Genomic DNA, 971 nt, shown 5'->3' with positions numbered 1-971 from the left:
CCGAGGAGGACCAGGCCGAACCGTGGAAGCCACCGCCCGCGCAACCGAAGCGGCTGGCCGGAACGATGCCGGCGTCGCTCACGCTGACGCTCGCGAACCAGCTCTATCTAGAAAAGGCCGAGCTTCCGCAGGCACTGCTCAACCGGCTCATCCGGCTGGCCGCCTTCCAGAATCCGGAGTTCTACCGGGCCCAGGCGCGCGGCTTCAGCGTATGGGACAAGCCACGTATCATCGGGCGCGCCGAGAACTGCCCGCGCCACATTGCATTGCCGCGCGGGTGCCTTGACGACGTCATGACGCTGCTGCGCGATAACGACATCGCTTGCGACATCCGCGACGAGCGCTGCACGGGCGAGTCGCTTCCAGTTCCGTTTGCCGGCACACTGCGCGATGACCAGCAGGCGGCCATCGTCGACCTGCTGCGACACGACACCGGCATCCTGCATGCGCCGACGGCGTTCGGCAAGACCGTGACAGCGGCCGCGATGATCGCGCAGCGAGGCGTCAACACGCTCGTGCTCGTGCACCGCCGGGAACTGCTTGACCAGTGGCGCGAACGCCTGCAGTCGTTTCTCGCACTCGACGCGCGCGAGATCGGCACGATCGGCGGCGGCAAGTCGAAGGCGACGGGCCGGATCGATGTCGCGATGCTGCAATCCGTGGCACCCGATGGTGCCCGCGGCGAGCTGTTGCGGCGTTACGGCCATGTCATCGTCGACGAATGTCACCACGTCTCGGCGGATTCCTTCGAGGCGGTGCTCAAGGCCGTCCATGCCCGCTACGTGCTGGGTCTGACTGCCACGCCAGTGCGGCGCGACAGCCAGCAGCCGGTGATGTTCATGCTGTGCGGGCCGATCCGGCATGCAGCGAAATCCCCGACCAGCGCGCCACAGATGCTCGAGGTGTTCCCGCAAAGGCTCACCGCCGCAGTGGATGTTACGGCCGACGCGCCGATCCAGGAGGTCTTCGCG

Annotated in this window: 1 protein-coding gene; it reads left to right on the top strand. The window is 67.0% G+C overall.

What is annotated here, in order from left to right; genetic code table 11:
* A partial coding sequence (locus VSR68_RS42510) for a DEAD/DEAH box helicase family protein (RefSeq protein ID WP_342945377.1) occupies window positions 1-971 on the top strand: 971 nt, incomplete at both ends.

This window comes from Paraburkholderia phymatum, assembly GCF_038900715.1.
Taxonomy (GTDB): Bacteria; Pseudomonadota; Gammaproteobacteria; order Burkholderiales; family Burkholderiaceae; genus Paraburkholderia; species Paraburkholderia phymatum_A.
Note: the sequence above shows the minus strand (reverse complement) of the source record. Positions and strands in the feature narration are given on the sequence as shown.